22 protein-coding genes are annotated in these 17,722 nt (G+C 72.0%); 11 read left to right on the top strand and 11 right to left on the bottom strand.

Features of this window, described 5'->3' with window-relative positions:
* Position 1 precedes the first annotated feature (1 nt).
* The 4 genes from AB0C33_RS17910 to AB0C33_RS17925 all read right to left on the bottom strand — a co-directional run bounded on the left by AB0C33_RS17910 (position 2) and on the right by AB0C33_RS17925 (position 3,339).
* On the bottom strand, positions 2-823 hold the full coding sequence (locus tag AB0C33_RS17910) for a DUF559 domain-containing protein (protein WP_358288835.1): 822 nt from the start codon (positions 821-823) through the stop codon (positions 2-4).
* A 164-nt stretch (positions 824-987) separates the two neighbouring features.
* Positions 988-1,836 (bottom strand): CU044_5270 family protein, encoded by an 849-nt coding sequence (locus tag AB0C33_RS17915; RefSeq protein WP_358288838.1) that lies wholly within the window; start codon positions 1,834-1,836, stop codon positions 988-990.
* On the bottom strand, positions 1,829-2,401 hold the full coding sequence (locus AB0C33_RS17920) for an RNA polymerase sigma factor (RefSeq protein ID WP_358288841.1): 573 nt from the start codon (positions 2,399-2,401) through the stop codon (positions 1,829-1,831). Before AB0C33_RS17920 ends, AB0C33_RS17915 begins: the two co-directional genes overlap by 8 nt.
* A gap of 98 nt (positions 2,402-2,499) precedes the next feature.
* Positions 2,500-3,339, bottom strand: a complete 840-nt coding sequence (locus AB0C33_RS17925; RefSeq protein ID WP_358288844.1) for an LLM class flavin-dependent oxidoreductase — start codon at positions 3,337-3,339, stop codon at positions 2,500-2,502.
* Positions 3,340-3,415: 76 nt separating this feature from the next.
* Here AB0C33_RS17925 and AB0C33_RS17930 point away from each other — a divergent pair, with 76 nt between their 5' ends.
* Positions 3,416-3,898 carry a MarR family winged helix-turn-helix transcriptional regulator gene (locus AB0C33_RS17930; protein WP_358288847.1) on the top strand — a complete coding sequence of 161 codons (483 nt, stop codon included), beginning with the start codon at positions 3,416-3,418 and terminating at the stop codon, positions 3,896-3,898.
* Between the two features lie 10 nt (positions 3,899-3,908).
* Here AB0C33_RS17930 and AB0C33_RS17935 read toward each other — a convergent pair whose 3' ends face one another.
* From AB0C33_RS17935 to AB0C33_RS17945, 3 genes are all read right to left on the bottom strand, one after another.
* Positions 3,909-4,745 (bottom strand): SRPBCC family protein, encoded by an 837-nt coding sequence (locus AB0C33_RS17935; protein ID WP_358288849.1) that lies wholly within the window; start codon positions 4,743-4,745, stop codon positions 3,909-3,911.
* A complete protein-coding gene (locus AB0C33_RS17940) occupies positions 4,738-5,295 on the bottom strand; it encodes a helix-turn-helix domain-containing protein (protein ID WP_352324016.1) in 558 nt (185 codons plus the stop codon). The genes AB0C33_RS17935 and AB0C33_RS17940 overlap by 8 nt, the downstream gene beginning before the upstream one ends.
* Before the next feature lie 116 nt (positions 5,296-5,411).
* The gene (locus AB0C33_RS17945; protein WP_358288852.1) at positions 5,412-6,440 is read right to left on the bottom strand and encodes a GDP-mannose 4,6-dehydratase; all 1,029 of its coding nucleotides are present in this window, start codon (positions 6,438-6,440) and stop codon (positions 5,412-5,414) included.
* A 266-nt stretch (positions 6,441-6,706) separates the two neighbouring features.
* Here AB0C33_RS17945 and AB0C33_RS17950 point away from each other — a divergent pair, with 266 nt between their 5' ends.
* From AB0C33_RS17950 to AB0C33_RS17965, 4 genes are all read left to right on the top strand, one after another.
* Positions 6,707-7,978, top strand: coding sequence for a glycosyltransferase family 4 protein (locus AB0C33_RS17950; protein ID WP_358288855.1), 1,272 nt, complete (start codon positions 6,707-6,709; stop codon positions 7,976-7,978).
* Between the two features lie 46 nt (positions 7,979-8,024).
* Positions 8,025-8,735, top strand: a complete 711-nt coding sequence (locus AB0C33_RS17955) for a methyltransferase domain-containing protein (RefSeq protein WP_352324013.1) — start codon at positions 8,025-8,027, stop codon at positions 8,733-8,735.
* Positions 8,732-9,787: a prenyltransferase gene (locus AB0C33_RS17960; RefSeq protein WP_358288858.1), complete on the top strand. Its 1,056-nt coding sequence runs from the start codon at positions 8,732-8,734 to the stop codon at positions 9,785-9,787. The genes AB0C33_RS17955 and AB0C33_RS17960 overlap by 4 nt, the downstream gene beginning before the upstream one ends.
* A gap of 155 nt (positions 9,788-9,942) precedes the next feature.
* Entirely contained in the window at positions 9,943-10,911 is a 969-nt protein-coding gene (locus AB0C33_RS17965; RefSeq protein WP_358288861.1) for a DUF1702 family protein, read from the top strand.
* Here AB0C33_RS17965 and AB0C33_RS17970 read toward each other — a convergent pair.
* On the bottom strand, positions 10,908-11,537 hold the full coding sequence (locus tag AB0C33_RS17970) for a class I SAM-dependent methyltransferase (RefSeq protein ID WP_358289072.1): 630 nt from the start codon (positions 11,535-11,537) through the stop codon (positions 10,908-10,910). The genes AB0C33_RS17965 and AB0C33_RS17970 overlap by 4 nt on opposite strands.
* A gap of 85 nt (positions 11,538-11,622) precedes the next feature.
* On the opposite strand from AB0C33_RS17970, the gene AB0C33_RS17975 reads away from it, so the two are divergent.
* The 4 genes from AB0C33_RS17975 to AB0C33_RS17990 all read left to right on the top strand — a co-directional run bounded on the left by AB0C33_RS17975 (position 11,623) and on the right by AB0C33_RS17990 (position 13,856).
* Entirely contained in the window at positions 11,623-12,075 is a 453-nt protein-coding gene (locus tag AB0C33_RS17975) for a pyridoxamine 5'-phosphate oxidase family protein (RefSeq protein WP_352324010.1), read from the top strand.
* Positions 12,072-12,263: a ferredoxin gene (locus AB0C33_RS17980; protein ID WP_352324009.1), complete on the top strand. Its 192-nt coding sequence runs from the start codon at positions 12,072-12,074 to the stop codon at positions 12,261-12,263. Before AB0C33_RS17975 ends, AB0C33_RS17980 begins: the two co-directional genes overlap by 4 nt.
* A gap of 22 nt (positions 12,264-12,285) precedes the next feature.
* Positions 12,286-13,374, top strand: a complete 1,089-nt coding sequence (locus AB0C33_RS17985; RefSeq protein ID WP_358288864.1) for a Zn-dependent alcohol dehydrogenase — start codon at positions 12,286-12,288, stop codon at positions 13,372-13,374.
* 161 nt (positions 13,375-13,535) lie between these two features.
* A complete protein-coding gene (locus tag AB0C33_RS17990) occupies positions 13,536-13,856 on the top strand; it encodes a hypothetical protein (RefSeq protein WP_358288867.1) in 321 nt (106 codons plus the stop codon).
* Between the two features lie 49 nt (positions 13,857-13,905).
* Here the strand turns inward: AB0C33_RS17990 and AB0C33_RS17995 are convergent, their stop codons facing one another.
* From AB0C33_RS17995 to AB0C33_RS18005, 3 genes are all read right to left on the bottom strand, one after another.
* Positions 13,906-15,129, bottom strand: a complete 1,224-nt coding sequence (locus AB0C33_RS17995; RefSeq protein WP_358288870.1) for an FAD-dependent oxidoreductase — start codon at positions 15,127-15,129, stop codon at positions 13,906-13,908.
* 60 nt (positions 15,130-15,189) lie between these two features.
* Positions 15,190-15,636, bottom strand: coding sequence for a hypothetical protein (locus tag AB0C33_RS18000; protein WP_358288873.1), 447 nt, complete (start codon positions 15,634-15,636; stop codon positions 15,190-15,192).
* Between the two features lie 64 nt (positions 15,637-15,700).
* The gene (locus AB0C33_RS18005) at positions 15,701-16,219 is read right to left on the bottom strand and encodes a DUF2231 domain-containing protein (RefSeq protein ID WP_358288876.1); all 519 of its coding nucleotides are present in this window, start codon (positions 16,217-16,219) and stop codon (positions 15,701-15,703) included.
* 118 nt (positions 16,220-16,337) lie between these two features.
* Here AB0C33_RS18005 and AB0C33_RS18010 point away from each other — a divergent pair, with 118 nt between their 5' ends.
* Both AB0C33_RS18010 and AB0C33_RS18015 read left to right on the top strand, forming a co-directional pair.
* The gene (locus tag AB0C33_RS18010; protein ID WP_358288879.1) at positions 16,338-17,123 is read left to right on the top strand and encodes a helix-turn-helix domain-containing protein; all 786 of its coding nucleotides are present in this window, start codon (positions 16,338-16,340) and stop codon (positions 17,121-17,123) included.
* A gap of 98 nt (positions 17,124-17,221) precedes the next feature.
* Positions 17,222-17,710, top strand: a complete 489-nt coding sequence (locus tag AB0C33_RS18015; protein WP_358288882.1) for a hypothetical protein — start codon at positions 17,222-17,224, stop codon at positions 17,708-17,710.
* Positions 17,711-17,722: the final 12 nt, after the last annotated feature.

Genomic DNA, 17,722 nt, shown 5'->3' on the forward strand with positions numbered 1-17,722 from the left:
CTCACGAGAACCGCCGGCGCCGGGGATGGCGAGCGGTTCCGCGGCGGGCCGCGCGGATCTGGCGGAGGACGCGGACGGTGCCCTCCGGGCCGGGTTGCCAGCCGCGCTCGATCAACGCGTCGGCGACGTGCCGGAGAAGGCCGGCGATCTGGCCGGGGATGACGTCGCGGCGTACGGCGATCACCCGCCAGCCCAGCCGCCGCAGCTCCTCGCGGCGGGCCGCGTCACGCCGCCGGTCCGCCGGGGAGGTGTGGTGCTCCTGGCCGTCGTACTCCACACCCACCCGGTACGGCTCCCACCCCAGGTCGAGGTAGGCGTGTCGGCCGCCGCCCAGGGGCACGGCGAGCTGCGTGGTGGGCCTGGGGAGGCCACCGTCGACGAGGACGACCCGCAGCCAGCTCTCCCGGGGCGAGGCGGCGCCGCAGTCGGCCAGGCTCAGCGTGTCGCGCAGCCGCCAGGAGTTGAGCGGACGACGCCACAGCGCCTCCATGTCGACGCCCCGCCGCGCGAACTGGTCGAGCGCCGCCACCGCCTCCCGACGCGGCAACGACCGGGCGCAGTCGAGGGCCGTGCGCGCCATGGTGGTGAGCCGGACGCCCCGGTGGTCGGTGACGTCGTCGGCGGGCGGTTGGCCCACGTACGTGACGCAGCCGGGGATCGCCAGGTGAGCGGGGGCGATCACCTCCACCGGCCAGTCGGCCTCGGGGACGGAGAGCACGCTCAGGCCCCAGACGTGTGCGGCCGTCTGCCGGCAGACGACGGCCTGCCGGCAGGACCGGGTGATGCGCTCGGCGCGGCCGAGCAACGAGAGTGCGGCGTTCACGGGGTCCAGGCTGACGCCCTCACCCCGGCCCCCGCAGAGCCGAACCGCGTTCTGTGGACAACCGTCCGGCTACTCACTCAGCGGTTCACCGCGTCGTCGCGGAGGCTGATCATTGCGACCCGCCGGTGTCGGTGCGGCGCGAGGCGAACGACCGGCGGTCCGCGTCATCGCGGCGGCTGGTCGGTCCAGCCGGCCGTCACCCAAACGAAGTCTCTGCCCCACGACAGGCCCCCGTCGCCGCCGTAGAGGTAGTTCGTCCGGATCACCCGTGCGCTCTCGGGATCGACCACCATCCTGATCTCCGGCCCGCCGTCGGGGTTGGGGAAGCGCAGCTCCTGCCCGTCCTCGACCTCGCCGGCGTTCTCGACCCCGGGTGTCGCGGCGAGCGCCCGGAACGCCGCCGACCGGACCTCCGGCGGCGCGGGCAGCTCCGAGATGAGCGCGACCAGCGAGAACAGCGGATCGCCGCGCTGCTCGGAGGAGGTCATGGCACTGGCGAGCCCGGGCAGCGCGGCGATCCGGGACGTCAGCGCCGCCGGCTCCGTCGGCAGCTCTTCGAGCTCCTCGATGCTCACCTCGGCCCCCTTGAGCCTGAGGGGGTTCGGGTCGGGCACGACGACCTCGGCGGGGGCGTCCGGCCGGCCCCTGGACCAGCGCCGGCCGTCCCGCGTGGTCCAGCTCTCATGGGTGGGGATGTCCACGCCCCGGTACTCGCGTCTGACGTGCCAGTAGCGTCCGGCGCCCTCGGGCGTGCGCTCGGCGCTCGCCGCGGCCATGAACAGCACCTCCTTGCCCGAGGCCGGCGTGCCGGCGGGCGCGATCGCGCCCGTCGCGAGCACGGTGACGGCCGCCGCGGCGGCGGCCAGGGCGAGCGCGGGCGCGAGCCATCCGGTCCGCCGGCGGTGGGTACGGCCGCGCGCCCTGTCCAGGAGGCGGCTCCTGCTGCGCGCCATCGCCCCGGCGGCCGGTTCCGGCTTGGCCAGCAGGGTGGCGAGCTCCTTCAGGTCATCCACGAGCTGTCTCCTTGTCGACGAGGGCCTGGATCTTCGCGCGCGCCCGGCTGAGCCTGGAGCCGACCGTGCCGAGGGCGATGCCGAGCGCCTGGGCCACCTCGTCGTAGCCGAGCTGGCCGAGGGCCACGAGCAGCAGGACGTCACGCTCGCCCGGCGACAGCGCGGCGAGCGCCCTGGCCAGGTAGGGCTGCATGCCCTGGGCCGTGACGGAGGCCACGACCCGGTTCTCATGGCCTTCCATGACGGGTTCGGGGCCCAGCCGGGCCAGCGCCCGGTAGTGGCGGATCTCCTTGCGCCGGTGCCTGGCGATCAGGTTGGTGGCCAGGCCGAACAGCCAGGGCCGCAATCCGCCGCGCTCCGGGTCGAACCGGTCGCGGTGGTCGAAGGCCAGCAGGAATGTCTCGGCCGTGATGTCCTCGGCGATCTGCGTGTCCAGCCGGCCGGCCACGTACAGGTAGATGTCGCGGAAATGGCGATCGTGCACGAGGGTGAACAGCTCGGGGTCCCGCCGGTACCGGGCGGCCAGCTCGGCGTCGGTCAGCTGTTCGCCCGCTTCGGCGATCACGTTCTCGTCTCCGTCATCAGGCTGCCTTCACGAAGTGGTGGACGGTCACCCATGCTTCGCCGCAGGCCCGGATCGCCTTCCCGGCAGGCCGCCGCCGGTCAGGAGGCCGCCGCGCGCAGCGCGGGCAGGACGTCCTCGGCCAGGCGTTCGGCCTGCGCGCGCGGGTCGGGGCCGAGGGGCGTGAAGTTCATCGACGTGAACCCCAGGTCCACGAACGCCGCCAGGCGGTCGGTCACCTCCGCCGCCGAGCCGGCGACCACGCCGTCGACCTCTGCGGGGGACCCGATGCGGAAGGTGACGTTGTAGACGCACTCGACGGCGCGACCGGCCGACAGGATCCGGTCGCGCATGGCCGCCGCCCGCTCCGGCGGCGCGAACCCCAGGGACGGGATCCAGCCGTCCGCCAGCCGGCCGGTGGCGTCGAGGGCGCGTGGCCCGTACGTGCCCAGCCAGATCGGGATGGGGCTGAGGGGCTTGGGCTCGATGGTGGCCCGATCGGTGCGGTAGCGGGAGCCCTCGTAGGTGAAGTCCGACTCGGACCACAGGCCGCGGATGATGTGGACGGCCTCCACCATGCCGTCCACCTTCTCGCGGGGCGTCGGCACCCCGAGCCCGAACGCGCGGAACTCCTCGTCGGAGTAGCCGCCGCCGAGGCCGAGGATCAGCCGGCCGCCGGAGAGCCGGTGCAGCGTCTCGGCCATCTTGGCGACCATCGCGGGCGGCCGGTACGGCACCCCCAGCACTCGCGTCGCCACCCTGATCCGCGAGGTGGCGGCGGCCACCCAGGTCAGCATCGTCCACAGCTCGTACGTGGGCTCGACGCCGCACGGGTGGTCCGACGCCGAGACGAAGTCGAAGCCCAGCTCCTCCGCCGCGCGGGCGTCGCCCACGGGATCGGCCCCCGACGCCGCCGACGTCGATATGCCCAGTCCGAACACGACCCGCCTCCTCCACTTTGGTTTACATGTAAACCTAGAGCGGAGGTCGGTTACACGTCAACTAAACTGCCGGGTCATGGAGCCCAACTGGCTGGACGACGCCGAGTTCCGGGCCTGGATCGGCTACCGCAGGATGCGCCTGCTGCTGGACGCCCAGGTCAGCCGCGACCTCGCGAGCGACTCGGGGCTGTCGGCACCCGACTACGACGTCCTGTCGGCGCTGACCTCCACGCCCGGCCACCGGTGGCGGCTCACCGCGCTGGCCGACCGCATGCTCTGGTCGAAGAGCCGCCTCTCCCGGCACATCTCACGGATGGAGCAGCGAGGGCTGGTCACCCGCGAGGGGTTCGAGGGGGACGCGCGCGGGGCCGTGGTCGTGCTGACCGACGGAGGGTTGCGGGCCATCCAGGAGGCGGCGCCCGCCCATGTGGCGTCGGTGCGCAGGCACTTCATCGACCTGCTCTCGCGGGAGCAGATCGAGGTGCTCGCCACGATCGCCGAGACCGTCCTCGACCACCTGCCGGACGGCGGTCAGGACACACCGGGCCGACCCGGCTGACCCGGCGCGGTCAGGCGACCCACATCGGGCGCCAGTCCGGCACCTCGTGGTAACGCCGCAGCTCCGCCACCCCGGACAGCATCCCGCCCCAGGCCGCGTACGGCGGCCGCTCGGCGTCGAAGCCGCTCTGCACGAGCGTCAGCCGCGTCCGGCCGGCGGACCCGGCGAGCTCCCAGGAGCTCACCCCGGCGCCGCCCCAGTCGACGGAGAACCGCCGTTCCGGCTCCAGCTCCAGCACCTTGGCCGGCGACGGGTCGTTCGCGAACCCGCCCATGGCGAACCGGCCGCCGACGTACGGCTCGATGTCGATCGGCATCCCGAACCACTCGCTCACCGTCTCCGAGTCGACCAGCGACTCGAAGACCTGGGCGGGCGTCGCGTCGATGGTGACCTCGGCGCGCAGCTCGCGCGCGGTGAAGTCGGCGCGCGGCGTGAGCGGGCGGCCCTCGACGTGCTCGGCCAGGCTGGCCAGCACCTGGAACCAGTACGTCTGCAGCACGCCCCGGATGCTGGCGCCGGTGACGACGTCCTGGAAGTCGAAGTGCGACTGCGTCACCGAGACGATCGTCGCCGAGTCGCCGTCCTCCTCGACCGCGAGTTCGGCGGTCGTCTCGACGCCGTCCAGGAGCCAGGCGAACCGCACGCCGCGCTCGTCGGCCGACAGGACCCGCTGGTGCGGCGCGTCGCCCTCCGGCGTCGTACGGCCCCAGAACGCGAACCGGTCCGGCAGGTCCACCTCGACGTGCTCGGCCAGCCAGACCCGGGCCGCGGCCGGATCGGTGAGCGCGTGCCACACCTCCTTGACCGGCGCCTGGACGCGGACCTTCGCGATCATCGGCTCACTCATGCTCTTCTCCCTTGGGGTAACAGGCGACGGCGAGCTTGAAGGCGTCCCCCTCAGCGCCGCCGTAACGAGTGAAAAGCTCCTGCAGCATGCCCTGCAGGTCGTTCAGGAACTGCTGGCGGCTCTCCGGACGCACGTGGATCTCTCCGGACAATCCGATGGACGGCAGCTCGGGCGCGTCCCGGTCGAGCGCGGCGATGTCGGCCTGGACCTCCTCCATGAGGTCGAGCAGGTAGCCCAAGCTCAGCTCGTCGCGCGCCTTGCGCAGTCCGATCCGGCCGACCAGCCGCGGCGACAACCAGTACGACCGCGCGCCGGCCTGGTAGATGCCCTCGTGGACGCCGCGCACCTTGCGCTCGGACACCAGCTCCACGAGACCGGCCTCGACCAGCCGCTTGACGTGGTAGTAGACCCGCTGCGGCGTCTGCCCGAGGCGTTCGGCGACCTCCGAGCACGTACGCGGCTCGGCCAGCTGCCTGAGCACCTCGACCCGTTGCGGTTTGAGCAGTGCCTCGGCCTGCTCGATCTGTTCCAGATACAGGACATCTCTCATCGCAAAAACAATCTTTTACGTAAAAATCCTCTTTGTCAATGGGCCAGACCGAGAGCAGTCGTAAGCAGCAAAAGGCCCGCACCGGACCGGGCGGGCCAAGGAGGGCGGAACCGGCTCTAGGGCCAGGAGCTGTCCTGGTCGGGGTCGCCGCCGGCGGACAGCAGGCGCAGGTCGCTCTCGACCATCATCGCGACCAGCTCGTCGAACGACACCCGCGGCTCCCACCCCAGCTGCGCCCGCGCCTTCTTCGGGTCGGCGCACAGCAGGTCCACCTCCGCCGGGCGGTGCAGCCCCTGGTCGACCACCACGTGCCGCTCCCAGTCCAGCCCGGCGGCCGTGAAGGCGGCCTCCACCAGCTCCCGCACCGACTTCATCCGCCCGGTGCCGATCACGTAGTCCTCGGGATTGGCGGCCTGGAGCATCAGGTGCATCGCCTTGACGTAGTCGCCCGCGTAGCCCCAGTCGCGACGCGCCTCCAGGTTGCCCAGCCGCAGCTCCGTGGCCAGGCCGAGCTTGATCCGGGCCACCCCGAGGGTGACCTTCCTGGTCACGAACTCCGCGCCGCGCCGCGGCGACTCGTGGTTGAACAGGATGCCCGACACCGCGAACATCCCGTACGACTCGCGGTAGTTCTGCGTGAGGAAGTGCCCGTACGCCTTGGCCACCCCGTACGGCGAGCGCGGGTGGAAGGCGGTGCGCTCGTTCTGCGGCGTCTCGGTGACCTGCCCGAACATCTCCGAGGACGAGGCCTGGTAGAAGCGGATCTGCCCCGGGGACGACGATCCCCCGCCCCGCGACACGCCCGAACACACCCGGATGGCCTCAAGCATCCGCAGGACGCCCATACCGGTCACCTCGGCGGTCAGCTCGGCCTGCTCCCACGACATGGGCACGAACGAGATCGCCCCCAGGTTGTACACCTCGTCGGGCTGAACGCGTTCCACCGCGGAGATCAAGGACCCCTGGTCCAGCAGGTCGCCCCGCACCACCTGGACGTCGGCCAGCAGCTTGCGCATGCGCGAGACGCGCGGGTTCGCCTGCCCGCGGGCCAGCCCCCACACCTCGTAACCCTGGTCGAGCAGGTGCTCGGCCAAGTAGGAACCGTCCTGGCCGGTGATGCCGGTGATCAGAGCGCGCCTGGCCAAGGGGTCCTCCAACTATCACGTAGGTACGGTGGCCCGCACCGCGTCCCTTTGGGACGGGAATGTACAGCTAAGCGCCTGGACGCAGCACCAAAGCCCACTAGAACCTGTTCCACCGAACCACGCTCGGTTACCTTAATGTCGCAGTTCGCACGGCCTGTGGAGACTGTTGTGAACAATTCCAGGTGACCTACCGAATGGTAGCCTTCTCGGACTAAGGTCATCTTTCACGGTACACGCCCGCCTCTTGGGGCCTTACCGCAGAAAACATGGGCCTACCGGCGGAGAAAGGGGTGTCCGTGAGCGAGGCGCTGCGGATCGCGCTGCTGTCCTATCGCAGCAAGCCCACCTGCGGCGGGCAGGGCGTCTACCTCCGGCACCTGAGCCGTGAGCTGGTCGCGCTCGGCCACCACGTCGAGGTGTTCTCCGGACCGCCCTACCCCGAGCTGGACGAGGGCGTCGTCCTGCGCGAGGTGCCCAGCCTCGACCTCTACCGGGACGAGGACCCGTTCAGGACCCCGAAGCTGGCCGAGTACCGCGACTGGATCGACCTCCTGGAGGTCGGCACCATGTGGACGGCCGGCTTCCCCGAGCCGCTCACCTTCACCCTGCGCGCCTACCGCGAGCTGAAGAAGCGCGTCGGCGACTTCGACGTCGTCCAGGACAACCAGACCCTCGGCTACGGCCTGCTCGGCATCCAGAAGCTGTTCCCCGTGGTCGGGACGATCCACCACCCGATCAGCGTCGACCGGCGGATCGAGCTGGAGGCCGCCACGGGCTACAAGAAGCTCACCATGCGCCGCTGGTACGGGTTCGTGAAGATGCAGTCGCGCGTCGCCCCCAGGCTCAGCCCGATCCTCACCGTCAGCGAGTCGTCGCTGGCCGACATCCACCGGGACTTCAACGTCCCGCAGGCCAACATGCGGCTGATCCCGCTCGGCGTGGACACCCGCTACTTCCACCCGCGCCCGGACAAGCCCCGCCGCAAGGGCTCGATCGTCGCGGTGGCCAGCGCGGACTCGCCGATGAAGGGCGTGGCCACGCTGCTGCGCGCGGTCGCCAAGCTCGCCACCGAACGCGACGTGAACCTGACCGTGGTCAGCAAGCCCACCCCCGGCGGCCCGACCGAGCGGCTGGTCCAGGAGCTGTCGCTGCAGGACCGGGTGCGCTTCGTGCACGGCATCTCCGACGACGAGCTGGGCGATCTGATCGCCACCTCGGAGATCTCCGTGGTCCCTTCGCTGTACGAGGGCTTCTCGCTGCCCGCCGTCGAGCACATGGCCTGCGGCACGCCCCTGGTGGCCAGCCGTACGGGCGCTCTGCCCGAGGTCGTGGGCGACGCGGCCGTCCAGGTCCCGCCGGGCGACGCCGAGGAGCTGGCGGCCGTGCTGCGCCGCCTGCACGACTCCCCCGAGGAGCGCGAGCGGGTGGGCAAGGCCGGCTACGACCGGGTCATGGAGCGCTACACCTGGCACGTCGTCGCCAAGCGGACGGTCGAGGCGTACCGCGAGGCGATGGCGGCGCACAAGGCCCGCCGCTGACCCCCGAACGCAAAGCCCCAAGAGCTGATCAAGGAGAAGCGACAAAGTGCTGACCGTGGACTTCGACCGGCTCCCCGTGGGCCCCGGCGTGCGCGTGCTCGACCTGGGCTGCGGCGGCGGCAGGCACGCCTTCGAGGTGCTGCGCCAGGGCGCCGACGTCGTCGCCTTCGACATGGACCAGGCCGAGCTGGACAACGTGGCGGCCATGTTCGTGGCGATGGACAAGGCGGGCGAGGTGCCGCTGGGCGCGACCGGCGAGACCGTCCAGGGCACGGCGCTGGACATGCCGTTCGAGGACGGCGGCTTCGACCGGGTCATCGCGGCCGAGGTGCTGGAGCACATCCCCGACGACATGACCGCCATGCGGGAGATCTTCCGCGTGCTCAAGCCGGGCGGCACCGCGGCGATCACCGTGCCGAGCTTCCTGCCCGAGCGCATCTGCTGGGCCCTGGACGAGGACTACCACACCGCCCCCGGCGGCCACGTGCGGATCTACACGCTGGCCGAGCTGTCGGCCAAGCTCAAGTCCGTCGGCTTCGAGATCGGCCCGCACCACCACGCCCACGGCCTGCACGCGCCGTACTGGTGGATCAAGTGCGCGGTGGGCGTCAACAACGACGACCACCCGGTCGCCAAGGCGTACCACGAGCTGCTGGTGTGGGACATCATGAAGCGCCCGGCCGCCACCAGGATCGCCGAGGCGCTGCTCAACCCGCTCATCGGCAAGAGCGTGGTCCTCTACGTCAAGAAGCCATGATCTCCCGCGAGGAGGTCGTCCGCACGGCCCTCAGCATCGCGGCCATCCAGCAGGACGACGGCGGCGTGCCCTGGCCCGAGGGGCACGTGGACGCGTGGAACCACGTCGAGTGCCTGATGGGCATGTCCGTGGCCGGACTGACCGAGCCGGTGCGGCGCGGCTGGGAGTGGCTGGCCCGCCACCAGCGCCCCGACGGCTCCTGGCCGATGAAGCTGCTGGACGGCGTGGCCGCCGAGGCGGGCGGCGAGTCCAACCACGCCGCCTACGTCGCCGCCGGCGTCTGGCACCACCTTCTCGTCACCGGCGACCGCGAGCACGCCGAGCGCCACTGGCCCATGGTCAAGGCCGCGCTCGACTACGTGGTGGGCCTGCAGACCGAGCGGGGCGAGATCGTCTGGGAGCGGGACGCCCACGGCCGGGCGGCGGCGTACGCGCTGCTGACCGGGTGCTCCTCGATCCACCAGGGCCTGCGCTGCGGCGTGCTGCTCGCCGACCACCTGGGCGACCCGCAGCCGCACTGGGAGCTGGCCGCCGACCGGCTGGCCCACGTGTTGTCGGCGCACCCGGAGGCGTTCGCCGACAAGAGCCGGTTCTCGATGGACTGGTACTACCCGGTGCTGGGCGGCGCGGTGCGCGGGCGGCAGGCATTCGAGCTGCTGGAGCGCGAGTGGTCCACGTTCGTGGTGCCGGGGCTCGGCATCCGGTGCGTGTCCGACCAGCCGTGGGTGACCGGGGCCGAGACGTGCGAGCTGGTGCTGGCCCTGGACGCCATGGGCGACCGTACGCGGGCCGCCGCGCTCTTCGCCGACGTGCAGCACCTGCGCCACGAGGACGGCTCGTACTGGACCGGCTGGCAGTTCGTCAACCGCAAGCACTTCCCGCACGAGCGCTCCGGTTACACCGCGGCCGCGGCCATCCTCGCCGCGGACGCGTTGCAGCGCCTGTCCCCCGGTTCCGGGCTGTTCCGCGACATCGCGGGCACGTCGGTGTCGGATCCGGAGGCGTGCGGGTGCGTGGAGCGCCAGTCGTTCAGGTCGGCGCCCCCCGGCTGATTCGGCGCGGCGTCGGCGCAAGGGCTTTTGCGGGTTCTTTGCCGGGGACATCCGGTGCGCCGCCGGTGAACGGCGCAATGGGGTTACTAGCTTCGTGTCTGGCCGTAGGAGGCGTCTTCGGGGGAAGCGTGGGCGACACGGGCACAACAGCGTTCTTGGACCAGGTCAGGATCGAGCCGACACTGTCCCCGGCGAGGGGGCTGCGGAGGTTTCTGACCAAAGATCCTTCGGAGTCCGATCTGGGCCGGCGCAGGTTCCGGCTGCGCCCCGGGGCTCCCCGGACGGTCTTCACGGATTCCGAGCAGTCGTACGTGTTCGGCTTCAACGCGGTCATGTCGCGGGAAGTCGAGAAGATCGAAGACCTCTCACCCGAGCAGCGGCCGTTCGGCCACGAGGGCGCGGCGGCCGCCTGCACCGTGCTCGACCTGCTCACCTTGACCCGGGGCCGGCGTCTTCACGAGCTACTGGCCGGCCCCGCCCAGCATCACCGCCACGCCGCGTACGTCGGCGCCGGACGCGGCTACGCGCTGCTGCGGCTGCGTCCGGTCTGGGGCGCGCGGCGGGCGCACCCGCTGATGCGCTGGCTGGCCGTGGACGGGTTCGGCTTCCAGTGGAGCCTGTCGCGCGCGGACCGCATGGTGGGCCGCAGGAGCATGCCGGACCTGCTCACCCGCGCCCACTGCGCGGTCTTCGACCAGGGCCTCGGCCGGCTGCTGTGGTACCACGACTGCGCCTCGCCGGACGACGTCGGCGCGCGCATCGCGGGCTTCCCGGCGAGCCGGCGGGCCGACCTGTGGAGCGGCGTGGGGTTCGCGGCCACGTACACGGGCGGCGCCGACAGCGACGAGCTGTGGTGGCTGACCGAGCACGCCGGCGCCGACGGCTTCCGCGCCCACCTGGCCCAGGGCTGCGCCTTCGCGGTCACGGCGCGGCTGCGGTCGGGGGCGCTGCCGGACCACACGCGGCTGGCCGTGCCGATCCTGGCCGACGCCGCGCCCGACGAGGCGGCCGCCTGGACCGACCAGGCGCTGCTGGCCCTCGGCCACGACGCCCACACCCACGAGGACTTCCAGCGCTGGCAGGCCCACACCCGCCGGTCGTGGAACCGCCGCCACCGGCGCTAGACGCCCCGGCCGACGCGTTCGAGCACGCGCAGCGAGCCCTCGGCCGACACCTCGCGGAAGGCGCCCGACTCAAGGGCCCGCAGGTAGACCCGGTAGGGGGCCTGCCCGCCGTCGGCCGGGTCGGGATAGATGTCGTGGAAGACCAGCGCGCCGCCCTCCATGACGTGCGGCGCCCAGCCCTCGTAGTCGCGGGTCACCGGCTCCTCGGAGTGGCCGCCGTCGATGAAGAGCAGGCCGAGCGGCGTGTTCCACAACGCGGCCACCCGGTCGGACCGCCCGACGACGGCGATCACCTCCTCCTCCAGCCCGGCGGCGGCGATGGCGGCGCGGAAGAAGGGCAGGGAGTCCATCCGCCCGAAGCGCGGGTCCATCAGGGCCGGGTCGTGGTGGGCCCAGCCGGGCTGGATCTCCTCCGAGCCCCGGTGGTGGTCGACGGTGACGACCACCGAGCCGGCGTGCCGGGCCGCCGCGCCGAGGTAGATCGCCGACTTGCCGCAGTAGGTGCCGATCTCGCAGAGCGGCCCCAGGCCGCCGTACCGGCAGGCCGCCTCGAACAGGGCCAGACCCTCCTTCGGCGGCATGAATCCCTTGGCGTGCTCCGCTGCCTGCAGCAGCTCCGGCGGCATCGTCATAGGCATGCACCCTAGCCGAACCGAACAACATTCCAGGGACCTCTTGCCGTGCTTCTTTGCAACCTGTTCTACTTGGCACGTGAATCAGCGCGCTCGCATCGCGATGTCCGACGACGAGGTCACGGCGTTCCTGGAGGGTTCGCGCAAGGTCCAGCTCGCGACCATCAATCCCGACGGGACACCGCATCTGGTGACCATGTTCTACGGGCTGGACGAGGGCCGCATCGCCTTCTGGACGTACGGCAAGGCGCAGAAGGCCCGCAACCTGGCCCGCGACCCGCGGGTGAGCTGCCTGGTCGAGGCGGGCGACGACTACGACCAACTCCGCGGCGTCCTGGTGTACGGCGTGGCCGAGCAGGTGGACGACCGGGACCGGGTGCTCGCCATCGGCATGATGATCGCGCGCAGGATGACGCCGGGCGTGCCGGACGACCTGCTCACCCCCTACGTCGAGCAGACCGGCAGAAAACGGATCGCCTACGTCGTCGAGCGCACCAAAGTGGTCTCATGGGATCACAGGAGGCTCACATGAAGGTCAAGGTCGATGAACTGGTCTGCGAGGCCAACGCCGTGTGCATGGGGCTCGCCCCCGAGGTCTTCGAGGTGGACGACGACGACCAGCTGCACATCCTGCTCCCCGAACCACCCCCCGAGATGCAGGACCGCGTCCGCAGCGCGGTCAGGTCCTGCCCGAAAGCCGCCCTGTCGCTAGAGGACTAGCCGTAGCCGGAGGAGGAACCCCATGCGCGCCGCGATCCTGCACGCCGTAGGCAACGACAAGCTGGACATCCGCGACGACATCACCCTGGCCCCCGTCGGGCCGACCGATGTCCGCGTACGGATCAGAGCCACGGGCGTGTGCCACTCGGACCTGTCGGCCATGTCCGGCGTGCTTCCGCAGCCGGTGCCGCTGATCCCGGGCCACGAGGGCGCGGGCGAGGTGGTCGAGGTGGGCGAGCACGTCACCTCGGTCGCGCCGGGCGACCACGTCGTGATCAGCTGGCGGCCGGCCTGCCAGTCCTGCGACCTGTGCGTGGGCGGGCAGCCGTACATGTGCATGAAGTACGTCATCGAGTCCTTCAGCAAGGGCAACTTCCGCTTCGGCGGCGACAACGCGACGGCGTTCGGCATGGCGGGCTGCGGCACCTGGGCCGAGGAGGTCATCGTGCCCTGGCAGGGCGCGATCAAGATCGACGACGACGTGTCGTGGGAGGCGGCGGCGCTGATCGGCTGCGGCATCACGACCGGCGTGGGCGCCGCGATCAACACCGCCAAGGTGCGTCCCGGCTCCACGGTCGTGGTGATCGGCTGCGGTGGCGTCGGCCTGTCGGTCATCCAGGGCGCCCGCGTCTCCGGCGCCAGGACGATCCTCGCCGTCGACCCGCTGGAGTCCAAGCACGCCCTGGCCAAGAAGGTCGGCGCGACGCACGCGATCACGCCGGAGCAGGTCCCCGAGGCCCTGAACGAGCTGACCGGCGGCAGCGGCTTCGACTACGGCTTCGAGGTCGTCGGCAAGTCGGCGACCATCCAGAGCGCCTGGCAGCTCACCCGGGCGGGCGGCGACGTCATCGTGGTGGGCGCCGGCGCGGTGGACGACATGGTCTCCATCTCCGCCTTCAGCCTGCTGTTCGAGGGCAAGAGACTGCTGTCCAGCCTGTACGGCGAGGCCGACGTGCGGCACGACTTCCCCTACTTCGCCAAGCTCCACAAGGCGGGACAGCTCGACCTGGAATCGCTGATCAGCGCCCGCATCCGGCTCGGCGACCTGAACGACGCCGTCGCGGCCCTGCGCGGCGGCGAGGTGCTCCGCCAGATCGTCATCATGGACTGACCCCTGCCCCGGGCCGGAGAACGGGCTTCCGCTCTCCGGCCCCTGGCACGTCGGGCCGCGATCGGCCGAACCGGTCGCACACCCGTCGCCAAGGCATTGCTAAGGAAAGTTTCCTAACGGATACTCCGGGGTGAGTGCCCACCACCCCCCAAGGAGTATCCATGCTTCGTCGCGGCCTCGCCCTGCTCTCCCTCGCCGCCGCCGGCCTGCTCGCCCTCGCCGCGCCCGCCCAGGCGGCCGTCGTGGACGTGACCTTCGGGCCGCTCTCGATCGGCGACTACTGTCACGCCAAGGTCAGCTCGTCCTCGTGGATCGGCTTCTACGAGTCCGGCGGCCTGCGCTGCTACACCGGGGGCCCCGGCCCGATGACGTACGCGGGCTCCGGTGACCCGTACCTGGCCTGCAAGTTCCTCACCACGGACGTGGTGATGTCCGCGCTGCGCGGCACCTCCGACGCCCTGGTCTGCCGCGTCGTGCGCTGACCCTCCTCCGGTGCGGCACGGGACCGACCGTCCCGTGCCGCATCCGAGGTCAGGAGGGCAGGAGCTGGTCGAGAGGGGTGCCGGGGTCGGCGAGCGCGGCCCGGTCCACGGGCTTGCGGGACCGGATGAGTGCCTGGGTGTGGTCGGTGACGTCCCAGATGTTGACGTTCATCGCGGCCAGCACCCTGTCCTGCTCGTCCAGCCAGAAGGCGATGAACTCGCGGGCGTCCAGGTCGCCGCGGACCACGACGTCGGGCGTGCGGCCGGGCGGGACGTGGCCGACGTACTCCATGCCCAGGTCGTACTGGTCGGTAAAGAAGTAGGGCAGGTTGTCGTAGTCGCCGGCCCGGCCGAGCATCGCGCGGGCGGCGGTGGCGGGCTGGTTGAGCGCGTTCGCCCAGTGCTCGACCCGGACGTGGTGGCCCAGCAGCGGGTGGTAGGCGTTGGCGATGTCGCCGGCCGCGAAGATGTCGGGGTCGGAGGTGCGCAGGTCGGCCCCCACCTTGACGCCGTCCTCGACGGTCAGCCCGGCGGCCCGCGCGAGATCGGTGTCCGGTTCGGCGCCGACGCCGGCCACGACGACGTCCGCCTCGACGTGGGCGCCGTCGGCGAGCAGGACCCCGGAGCCGGTGATCTCGGCGGGACGGGCGTCGAAGAGGAAGTTCACGCCGTGCTCGCGGTGCAGCGCGGTGAACACCTGGGCGACGTGCGGCCCCAGCACGCGCAGCAGCGGCGCGGACGCCGTCTCGATCACGGTGACCTCGGCCCCCGCGGCGCGGGCGGCGGCGGCCACCTCCAGGCCGATCCAGCCGGCCCCGAGGATCGCGACGCGGCCCGCGCCGGCCAGGGTGGCGCGCAGGCGTTCGCTGTCGTCGACGGTGCGCAGGTACAGCACCTCGGGCCGGTCGGCCCCGGGGAGGTCCGGGCGGCGCGGCCGGGAGCCGGTGGCCAGCAGCAGCCGGTCGTAGCCGAGCTGCTCGCCGTCGCTCAGGGTGACCCGGTGACCGGCCGGGTCGATGCCGGTGACCTCGACGCCCAGCCGCAGCTCGACGTCGTGCTCGTCGTACCAGGAACGGTCGTGGACGAAGATCTTGTCGCGTTCGCCGGCGCCCTGGAGGTAGTCCTTGGACAGCGGCGGCCGCTCGTACGGCAGGTGCGTCTCCCTGCCGACCAGCACGAGCCGGCCGTCGAAGCCCTCGCCGCGCAGGGCCTCTGCGGCCTTGGCGGCGGCGAGGCCGCCGCCGGCGATCACGATGGTCGCGGGTGCAGGCATGGTCGGATCTCCTCTTTCTGTCCTGTTCCTGGGCGAAGGGCGTGGTGATCGCGGCGCACGTCAGCTCCCGCCCACGCCGAGCGCGGTGAGCAGCACCAGGACGACGGTCACGACCGCGAACAGCCCATGACCCGCCACCACCGCGACGGGGAAGTGCCGTTCGGCCGGAACCGGCGAGCCGGCCGCCGCCGGGCCGGAGCCGAGCCGGGCGACGCGCGCCCGATGGACCGGGATCCACCGCGCCAGCATGACGATCCCGAGCAGCGCGACGGGCACGAGCAGCCCGAACGCGAGCCAGGCCAGTCCATGGGCGTCGGCGAACAGGTAGATGATCCACACGACCAGGCCCGCCGCGGCGAGCAGGAAGTGCCCGAAGAGCACCGGCGCGGGCAGCCGGGACTCGCCGGCCTTCCGCTGGGCCACGCCGCCGCGGGCGATCCAGGTGCCGAGCATGTAGAAGCCGCCGACGGCGGTGACGAGCCAGGTGATCAGTGCCGCGATCTCCACGATCTTCCTTCTTTCCAGGATGAGCCGTTCGTATGTCAGAGGGCGGGTGTCCGAAGGCGGCGCCTCACCGTGGCGGGCCGGTGGTGAACCCCTCGGCCTGGGTGTCCTCGCCGGCGACCCGGACGCCGTAGCGGAAGGCGAGCTTGCCGCCCAGGTAGCCGGACACCCCGAGCACGGCCAGGCACACCGCCGACAGCACGATCTGCCCCACCGGCACGGGCCCCGGCGGCCCGTCGCCCAGCCGCCAGGCGAACCCGGCCGCGTACCCGGCGGTGACCGCCAGGTTGAGCGCCATGTGCACCAGACCGGTGCGGAAGGCGGGCGTGCGGGGCGGGATGGCGAACAGGTCCAGGAACCCGACGCAGGCGGCGGCCAGCGCGCCGAGGCCGCCGAGTGCGATCAGCCAGACCGACCCCTGCGCCAGGAAGCCGCCCGGCGACACCACGTGGGAGGCGACGTCGAAGACCAGGCTGGCCACCCATGCCCCGATCGGCACCGTGACCAGGATCGGGTGCGCCGGATGCCCGTACGGGCCCGCCAGCGCCGTCACCGGCCGCTTGGCCCGGCCGGTCAGCTCGTCCATGGCCCACCTCCTATTTCACCAACAAATCTTGGACATATTTGACGGTGGCGTCAACCTTCCCAGTACAAAGGCATGACTTCAGATGATTCACAAGTTTTCTAGGCGTTAAGGTGGATGCGTGACGTCCGACTCCACGAGCCTCGCGGCGGTCGCCGCGCTCAGCGACGACCTGCGCCGCAGCATGTACGAGTTCATCCGCCGCGCCGGGCGGGCCGTCACCCGCGACGAGGCGGCCCAAAGCGTCGGGATCTCCCGCAAGCTCGCCGCCTTCCACCTGGACAAACTGGTGGACGCCGGGCTGCTCGCCACCCGCTACGAACAGCCGGGCGGGCTGCGCCGCGTCGGCCGCGCCCCCAAGGTGTACGAACCCTCCGACCTCGACGTCCAGGTCAGCATCCCCCAGCGCGAACCCGTCCTGCTCGCCGACATCCTGCTCGACGCCGTGCTGGCCGAGACGCCCGGCGAGAGCGCCGGTCAGGCGGCCCGCCGCCTGGCCCGCGAGCGCGGCCACGACCTCGGCCACACCGAACGCGGCGGGCTGCGCGGCGCCCGGCTCGGCCCCGAGCGCGCCCTGACCTGCGCCCAGCAGGTCCTGGAACGTCACGGTTTCGAGCCCAGCCGCGACACGCCGACCCTGGTCCGGCTGCGCAACTGCCCCTTCCATCCCCTGGCCGCCAAGGCCCCCGAGCTGGTCTGCGGCATCAACCACGCGTTCCTGGCCGGGTTCCTCGACGGCCTCGACGCCCCGGCCGTCCAGGCCACCCTGATCCCGCGGCCGGGCCACTGCTGCGTCGAGCTGGGCGTCCCGCAGGGCACCGACAGCGCCTCCGGGGGCGCGGAGGCGGACGCGCCGGCGTGCGCCAAGGACGGGGACGGCCCGCCACCCGCTCCGCCAGGGTCCTGACCGGTTCCGGCAAGGGTTTCCCATGCGCCCGGCCACGACCCGCCGGGCGCTCTACCGTGGGACCGCCGGAGCGGTGACGTGGCAGGGGAAGGCGTCCGATGATCGCAGCCATCGCCAGGGGCCAGAAACTGTCGGCGGCGTTCGCGTACGCCGCCGCGGTGCTCACGCTGACCTGGCTGACCCAGGACGGCCGCCTGGGCGACGGCCTGTACGGCGACCTGGCCATGGCCGTCATGGCCTTCCCGCTCTACCTCGCCGCCGGCCCGCTGAACGGCGCGCTCCGCGCCCACGCGCCGGGGCCCGCCCACGTCTGGGACTTCGTCCTGATGGCCTGGCCGGGGATCGTCCTGGCGATCCTGCTGGCGTCGCTGCGCGCCCGCGTGGCCGGGCGGGCACTCGGGTGGCTCGCGGCGGCGGCCGTCACGCTGGTGGGGGTGGCGACCACCTTCGACGGCTGGGCGCCACGACGGCCCTACGGCTGGCCGTTCCTCGTCTGCGGGTTGATCATGATCGTCGGGCTGATGACCGCCCGCCGGCCCGCCCCGGACGCACGGCCCGCCCCGGACGCGCGGTCGCCCGGCCCGTGACCAGCAGGCCCT

Source organism: Nonomuraea sp. NPDC048881 (assembly GCF_040649795.1).
Taxonomy (GTDB): Bacteria; Actinomycetota; Actinomycetes; order Streptosporangiales; family Streptosporangiaceae; genus Nonomuraea.